The sequence below is a fragment of the Flavobacterium noncentrifugens genome (assembly GCF_900100375.1).
Taxonomy (GTDB): Bacteria; Bacteroidota; Bacteroidia; order Flavobacteriales; family Flavobacteriaceae; genus Flavobacterium; species Flavobacterium noncentrifugens.
Genome location: NZ_FNEZ01000005.1, coordinates 329,152 through 335,912, shown reverse-complemented (window position 1 = coordinate 335,912; position 6,761 = coordinate 329,152). Strand labels below are relative to the sequence as shown.

Sequence of the window (6,761 nt, the reverse complement as noted above, 5' to 3'; positions counted from 1 at the left end):
CTTTTCCAAACTTTTTGAGCATTTAATTTGATAGTTTTTTGTTGAAATTATGTAACTCGCTGGAAGGTAGTTTTTTGAAGGCGAAAGTTTTTTTGAAGGTTTTTGCTTCGGTTTACCAAGATGCCCATTTTGAACACAATGCCCCTAGCCCCGATTGAAGCGGAAATCCTTTTTTATGGGTTTACTGTAGCGCAGCGGAAGGAAAATCTATAAAAAAGATTGCAGCGCAAAGCGGGAAATAGCTCCTGAAAGAATAAAAGCGGGACACGAGCGCAGCGAATTGGCGAAGCAAATAGCTCCTGTAAATAAAAACTACTCGAAACGGATCGCTTTGACCGGGGAAATTTTTGTAATCACGTAAGAAGGAATCAATAAAACAAGCAAACAAATTACAACGGTGCCAACATTTAAAGCCAAAATATACATCCAGTTGAAATAGACCGGCGCTTCGTTTACATAATAATTTTCGGGATTCAGTTTGATGATCCCGAAATACTTTTGCGCAAAAACCAATCCGATGCCAATGATGTTGCCCCAGAACAATCCGCGCAATATTAAATAGAATGCATTGTACAGGAAGACTTTTCGAACTGTCCAGTTGTTTGCACCGAGCGCTTTCAAAATTCCGATCATTTGCGTGCGCTCGAGAATGAGCACCAACAATGCGACGACCATATTAATAGTCGCGACGATGATCATAATGACAAGAATCACGACAATATTGAAATCAAACAATTGCAGCCATTCGAATATATAGTAATATTTCTCAACAATGGTTTGGGTGTCGAGCGTCGAGCCGGTTTCTTTATACACTTCTTCGCCTTTTTCCTTGATCTTTGAAAAATCATCTACGAAAACCTCAAATGCGCCCACCTGATCCGGCTTCCATTTATTGATGCGCTGCAAATGGCGAATGTCTCCTATAATATATGCGGCATCGAATTCCTGGAAACCCGAATTGTAAATTCCGGCGATTTCAAAAACGCGCAGGTTTGGCAGGCCGTTTCCGTTTTCCTTCATGAAGAAGGTATTGAAACGGTCGCCGGTTTTAAGGTTTAACCGGTCGGCAAGGTATTTTGAAATTAAAACCTGCTGATTGAGTTGATGCGAAACATCTGGGATTTTTCCCGAAATGAGGTATTCTTTAATATTGTCCCATTGGTAATCTTTTCCGACTCCTTTATATATGATGCCTTCAAAAGCATCGGCGGTGCGGATGATTCCGGCTTTGCTGCCCACGGCCTGAATGTGGCTGATCCCGGAAACGGAAGTAAATTTCGGGTAAAAATTCTGATGCGTCGAAATCGGCGTCATACTCACCTGCGACTGGTTGTCTTCATAATTCGTAATGATAATATGCCCGTTGAAAGCCGAAACTTTCTGGCGTATTTTTTGTTGCAGCCCGATTCCTGTCGCAACCGAAACGATCATCATAATCATTCCGATGGCGATCGCCGAAATGGCAATTTTTATAATTGGCGCAGAAATACTACTTTTACTGCCTTTAGCAGTAATGAGTCTTTTGGCGATAAAATATTCTAAATTCAATTTAAAGTTGGCTTTGTGATTTCAAAAATACGGCTTTAGACAGGATTTTTTACTGCATTTAGACAAATTAATATTCACAGCAAGACATTTTATGAGTTCTTACACCGTTTCAAAAAAAATTCCTTTTTCGTTCCCGATATTTAAAAATACGCATTTATGGTTTCTGGCTTTGGTTTCGATCGTAGTCGTTTCGTGTAAAACGCAGCAGATGAAAGGAACGCAGACGGCAAATTCAGTTCCGGCGCAGGCAATGGTGAAAAGCCGAATCAAATCGACCAAATTCCTAACTGGCGCAGACAATATCGAGAGTTACATTTCGATACTGAAGAATAAGAAAGTTGGCGTTTTAACGAATCAAACAGGAACCGTGACTTTTGAATATCCTTATTCAATCTACGATAGCGTCACGAAAATGCAGGTTAAAGGAATGAAATCGGCCACCAAACACATTGTAGATTATCTGGTGGAAAACACTTCCGTGGATGTCGTAAAGATCTATGCTCCCGAACATGGTTTTCGCGGTGAAGCTGCCGATGGCGAAATGATCGTCGACGGAAAAGATACCAAAACAGGCTTGCCGATCATTTCGTTATACGGAAACAGCAAAAAACCTTCACCGCAGCAACTCGAAGGAATCGATGTGATGCTTTTCGACCTTCAAGACGTTGGTACGCGATTTTATACTTACATTTCTTCGCTGCATTATGTGATGGAAGCCTGCGCCGAAAACAATATTCAACTGATTATTCTCGACCGCCCAAACCCGAACGGAAATATGATCGACGGACCAACACTCGAAAAAGAAAACAGCAGTTTCGTTGGCATGCACCCGATTCCGGTTTTACACGGCATGACCATTGGCGAATATGCACTGATGATCAATGGCGAAAAATGGCTTAAAGACAGTATTCAATGCAAAGTTAAAGTCGTTCCGTGTGAAAATTACCGCCGTGAAATGCACTACAGTTTGCCTGTAAAACCTTCTCCAAACCTACCAAATGACCAGGCGATCAATCTGTATCCGAGCTTATGCTTTTTTGAAGGTACGAACGTGAGCATCGGGCGAGGAACCGACAAACAATTCCAAATTTACGGCTCGCCTTTCCTGACAAGTTTCCATTACAGCTTTACGCCGATGCCAAACGTTGGGTCGACTGCGCCACCAAATAACGGAAAAGTGTGTTGCGGCGAAGACTTATCGCATGCGCCAAAAATGAATAAGATTGAATTGAAATGGCTGATCAACGCCTATCGAACCACAGAACAACCGGAAAAATTCTTTATTCCGTATTTTACAAAACTTGCAGGAACCAGGAAATTGCAGCAACAGATTGAAAATGGCATGTCGGAAGATGAAATTCGTGCGACCTGGAAATCCGGAATTGATTCATTCCGGGAAATGCGCAAAAAATACCTGATCTATCCTGACAGTTTTCTTACGGTAACGAGCGCGAATTAAAGCGGCATCCGTTTTTTCATTTCTTCAACAATCCGATACGTCGCTGGGCAAATTGGAATATTCTTTAAAGTAATGGCTGAAATTTGCTGAAACTTTTTCCGGTCGGTGTGCGGAAATTCGCGACACGCTTTCGGCCGGACGTCATAAATCATACAGTAATTTTCAGCATCCAAAAAAGTACACGGAACACTTTTCAGCACATAATCATTGTCTTCATCAATCCGCAAATGCTGGTCGATGAATTGCTGCGGCTTTTGCCGAAAGTGTTTTGAAATCCGTTCAATGTCGGCAGTTGTAAAAAGCGGGCCGGTGGTTTTACAGCAGTTTGCACAGGTCAGGCAATCGGTTTTTTTGAATTCGGAATCATGCAATTCCTGCATCACATAATCCAGATTTTTGGGCGTTTTCTTTTTAAGCTTATCGAAATACTTTTTGTTTTCGTTATGCTTATCTTTGGCGAGCTTGGGAAGATTTTTTAAAAATGCGTCCATCCGGATGTTGATTAGATTCAGATCAGGCGGCAAAATTACAATATTTGAACGATCAATATTGAATACTGAATAACGAATTTCGAAATACAGCCATGAAAGACCTTTTTGGAAAAGCCATTTTAGATTATCAAACCAACAATTCGCCCGAAGATTTAATTACCGAAACTTCCATTTCAGAAGCAGATGACATGTCGGTCGCGTATTTGTTTCGGTCGTTTAATGACATGCCTGCGACGGAGCAAAAAGCGCTGACATTGGCAGAAGGCAAAATCCTTGACGTAGGTTGCGGCGCCGGAAGCCACAGTTTGTATTTGCAGAATGAACGCAATCTCGATGTTACAGCCATTGATATTTCTGCAAATGCTATTGAAGCTTGTCGTTTGCGCGGCATCAAAAATGCGAAAGCCCAAAATGTCATGGACTTGGAAAACGAAAAATTCGACACCATTTTACTGATGATGAATGGCGCCGGAATGTGCGGCAAATTGAAAAATGTTGCGAAATTCCTGCAAAAACTAAAATTTTTGCTGAATGAAAACGGACAAATCCTGCTTGACAGTTCCGATATCATTTATATGTTTGACGAAGATGAAGACGGCGGAAAATGGATTCCATCGGAACATGAATATTACGGCGAAGTCATTTTCAATATTTCATATAAAGGCGAAGCTGAAGACGCTTTCGATTGGATGTACATCGATTACAACACGCTTCAAAACGCAGCTGTAGCCAATGGCTTAAAATCAGAACTCATTTTAGAAGGCGAACATTTTGATTATCTCGCGCGGCTTTCGGTTTAAACTTTTTGTTGTCTCAAAATAATGAGTCTTTATTTTTAGCCGCGAATTACAAGAATCATCATAAATTTTTCGTGCAAATTCGTGGCAAACTCTCAAATTTTGTTTTACACAGTAAGTGAAATTCGAAATCACATATTATTTTAGGACTGTGCTAAACTTTTAATAAATCTGTTGTTGCAATAATGTCTTTTAATGCGAATCGCAATACTTCAAGGTCGGATTGTGAATTGTAGCCATTCAACGAAATCCTAATAAACGTGCGGTTTTCGATTTTCATCACCGGAATTTCAATTTTATATTTTTCGAATAATAGTTCTTTAAGTTCGAATGGTTTTTCAGTCTGAATCGGAACGCTGCACATTTGCCCTAAAAATTCTGCTGTCACCGGACAAATCGTTTTCGTGTTCAACAAATCGCAAAAACTTTCATAATTTGAAAGTATCTTTTCTTTGGAAAAGGCTATTTTTGTGTTCCAATCCTGATCTTCGAAAAATTTCAATGCTGCCGGAATGGTCAAAAATGCTGAAATATCACGCGTTCCCTGCTGTTCGTGATAATCTAAAAATTGGCTTTGGCCTGGAAATTCAGGTTCGTAGCCCCAGCTTACTATTAATGGATCGAGCATCTTCTGAAAATCTTTCTTCACATATAAAAAGGAACTGCCTTTTGGCGTGAGCATCCATTTGTGTGAAGTTCCGGTATAAAAATCTGGATTGAGTGTGCTGATGTTTAAATCGATATGGCCCGGAACATGCGCACCATCGACAATGGTAATCAATCCAAGTTCGCGGGCTTTGTCGCAGATTTCCTTTACAGGAAAAATCAACGCGGTCGCACTTGAAATCTGGTTGATGAAAATGACTTTTGTATTGGCATTGTAGCCGCTCCAGAATTCTTCCAGCAGTTGTTCTTTCGAAATGACCGGAATCGAAATTTTCTGCCGAATGTATTTTGTTCCGGTTTGTTTCGAATAAAAACTCCAGGTTTTGTCCATTGCGCCGTATTCGTGGTTGGTTGCGAGGATTTCGTCTCCGGGATTTAATTTCAGGCTGCGCATGACTGTATTAATCGCAAATGTTGGATTTGTCGTGAAGAAAAAATCCTCGGCTTCACAACCGATGAAATTTGCAAGTGCTGTTTTTGATTGTTTTAAATATGCTGAAGCATTTTTGGTGATGAATTGTACAGGCTCACGCTCCAAATCAAGTTGCCATTTCTGGTAATCTTCAAAAATGGGTTTTGGGCAGGCACCGAAAGATCCGTGATTTAAATACGTAATTTCAGGATTGAGGAGAAAATGTGATTTCATATTGCTTTTTGATTCAGACAAATATAAAAAATCCCAGACAAGAATTCTGTCCGGGATTTTTTTTATTGATATTTAAATCTGATCAGGTTCGTTTAAATACCATGGGATATTTGATTTCGATACTAATTGCTTTTCCGTTTCTTTTAGCAGGTTCCCATTTTGGGCAGAGGTTTAAAACACGGATCATTTCTGCTGCAGATCCGGCATCAATATATTCTACAAGTTTAATTTTTTTCACGCTTCCGTCAACATCAATAGTAAATGCGGCTACCATTTTTCCGGGCTTTTTGACTTTTGAATAATTGAAATTCCCTTTTACAAATTCCTGGAATTTTTCTATTCCGCCGCCGTTGAATTTGGCCTCGATGCGGTCGCCTTTTAAATACACTTCGTTTTCACCCTGGATTTGCGCGGACGAAATCATCGGAATCAAAACAATGAATAATAAATAAAAGGATTTAATCATTTATGGAATGTTTAAATATTTATGGGTTTGCAGGGAAACTCGCCATTTTGGGTTGTTCATTACATAATCTACAATCAGCGGAGTCATTTCTTCTTTCTTGCTCCATTCAGGTTGCAGGAATAAGATCGCATTTTTGTTGACTTTTTCGGCCTGTTCTTCTGCGAAGATGAAGTCGTGCTTGTTGTAAATGATGACTTTTAGTTCATGCGCATGGTCATAAACCGTTTGCGTCGGCAATTTATTTTTCTTTGGCGAAAGGCAGATCCAGTCCCAGGTTCCCGATAACGGATAAGCGCCGGAAGTTTCAATATGTACTTTTAGGTTTTTTTCTTTGAGCTTGTTTGTCAATAAAGTCATGTCCCATGTTAAGGGTTCACCTCCAGTGATCACAACTGTATTTGCGTGTAAGTTTGCATTGTCTACAATTTGTTCGATGGCTGTTGGCGGATGTAAATCGGCATTCCAGCTTTCCTTGACATCGCACCAATGGCAACCGACATCGCAACCGCCGATCCGGATAAAATAAGCGGCGGTTCCGGTGTGGAAACCTTCGCCCTGAATGGTGTAAAACTCCTCCATTAAAGGCAACATCGCGCCTTTTTCAACTGCTGATTGTATTTCTTTGGGTAACATTTTTTGATTTTAAAGCGCAAAGATACGGAATTGGTTTTTGAATGGGATTCGATTT

Annotated in this window: 7 protein-coding genes; 2 read left to right on the top strand and 5 right to left on the bottom strand. The window is 40.3% G+C overall.

The features are described 5' to 3' along the window. Window positions 1-312: 312 nt before the first annotated feature. Window positions 313-1,548 (bottom strand): ABC transporter permease, encoded by a 1,236-nt coding sequence (locus tag BLS32_RS15145; protein WP_091397718.1) that lies wholly within the window; start codon window positions 1,546-1,548, stop codon window positions 313-315. A 91-nt stretch (window positions 1,549-1,639) separates the two neighbouring features. Here BLS32_RS15145 and BLS32_RS15140 point away from each other — a divergent pair, with 91 nt between their 5' ends. Then, window positions 1,640-3,007 (top strand): exo-beta-N-acetylmuramidase NamZ family protein, encoded by a 1,368-nt coding sequence (locus BLS32_RS15140; protein WP_091397717.1) that lies wholly within the window; start codon window positions 1,640-1,642, stop codon window positions 3,005-3,007. On the opposite strand, the gene BLS32_RS15135 is transcribed toward BLS32_RS15140, so the two are convergent. Then, complete coding sequence (locus BLS32_RS15135) at window positions 3,004-3,498, bottom strand: YkgJ family cysteine cluster protein (protein WP_091397716.1); 495 nt, start codon at window positions 3,496-3,498, stop codon at window positions 3,004-3,006. The two genes, BLS32_RS15140 and BLS32_RS15135, sit on opposite strands and share 4 nt — an antisense overlap. 92 nt (window positions 3,499-3,590) lie before the next feature. On the opposite strand from BLS32_RS15135, the gene BLS32_RS15130 reads away from it, so the two are divergent. Beyond that, window positions 3,591-4,298 carry a class I SAM-dependent methyltransferase gene (locus tag BLS32_RS15130; protein WP_091397715.1) on the top strand — a complete coding sequence of 236 codons (708 nt, stop codon included), beginning with the start codon at window positions 3,591-3,593 and terminating at the stop codon, window positions 4,296-4,298. A gap of 151 nt (window positions 4,299-4,449) precedes the next feature. On the opposite strand, the gene BLS32_RS15125 is transcribed toward BLS32_RS15130, so the two are convergent. The 3 genes from BLS32_RS15125 to BLS32_RS15115 all read right to left on the bottom strand — a co-directional run bounded on the left by BLS32_RS15125 (window position 4,450) and on the right by BLS32_RS15115 (window position 6,706). Continuing rightward, entirely contained in the window at window positions 4,450-5,607 is a 1,158-nt protein-coding gene (locus tag BLS32_RS15125) for an aminotransferase class V-fold PLP-dependent enzyme (RefSeq protein WP_091397714.1), read from the bottom strand. Window positions 5,608-5,689: 82 nt separating this feature from the next. Next, on the bottom strand, window positions 5,690-6,073 hold the full coding sequence (locus BLS32_RS15120) for an energy transducer TonB (RefSeq protein WP_091397712.1): 384 nt from the start codon (window positions 6,071-6,073) through the stop codon (window positions 5,690-5,692). Continuing rightward, the gene (locus BLS32_RS15115) at window positions 6,074-6,706 is read right to left on the bottom strand and encodes a 7-carboxy-7-deazaguanine synthase QueE (protein WP_091397710.1); all 633 of its coding nucleotides are present in this window, start codon (window positions 6,704-6,706) and stop codon (window positions 6,074-6,076) included. Window positions 6,707-6,761: the final 55 nt, after the last annotated feature.

What these genes read in the sequence shown, in the direction of transcription:
- BLS32_RS15140 (WP_091397717.1), top strand. Translation starts at nt 1,640, where the DNA reads ATGAGTTCTTACACCGTTTCAAAAAAAATTCCTTTTTCGTTCCCGATA.
- BLS32_RS15135 (WP_091397716.1), bottom strand. Translation starts at nt 3,498, where the DNA reads ATGGACGCATTTTTAAAAAATCTTCCCAAGCTCGCCAAAGATAAGCAT.
- BLS32_RS15130 (WP_091397715.1), top strand. Translation starts at nt 3,591, where the DNA reads ATGAAAGACCTTTTTGGAAAAGCCATTTTAGATTATCAAACCAACAAT.
- BLS32_RS15125 (WP_091397714.1), bottom strand. Translation starts at nt 5,607, where the DNA reads ATGAAATCACATTTTCTCCTCAATCCTGAAATTACGTATTTAAATCAC.
- BLS32_RS15120 (WP_091397712.1), bottom strand. Translation starts at nt 6,073, where the DNA reads ATGATTAAATCCTTTTATTTATTATTCATTGTTTTGATTCCGATGATT.
- BLS32_RS15115 (WP_091397710.1), bottom strand. Translation starts at nt 6,706, where the DNA reads ATGTTACCCAAAGAAATACAATCAGCAGTTGAAAAAGGCGCGATGTTG.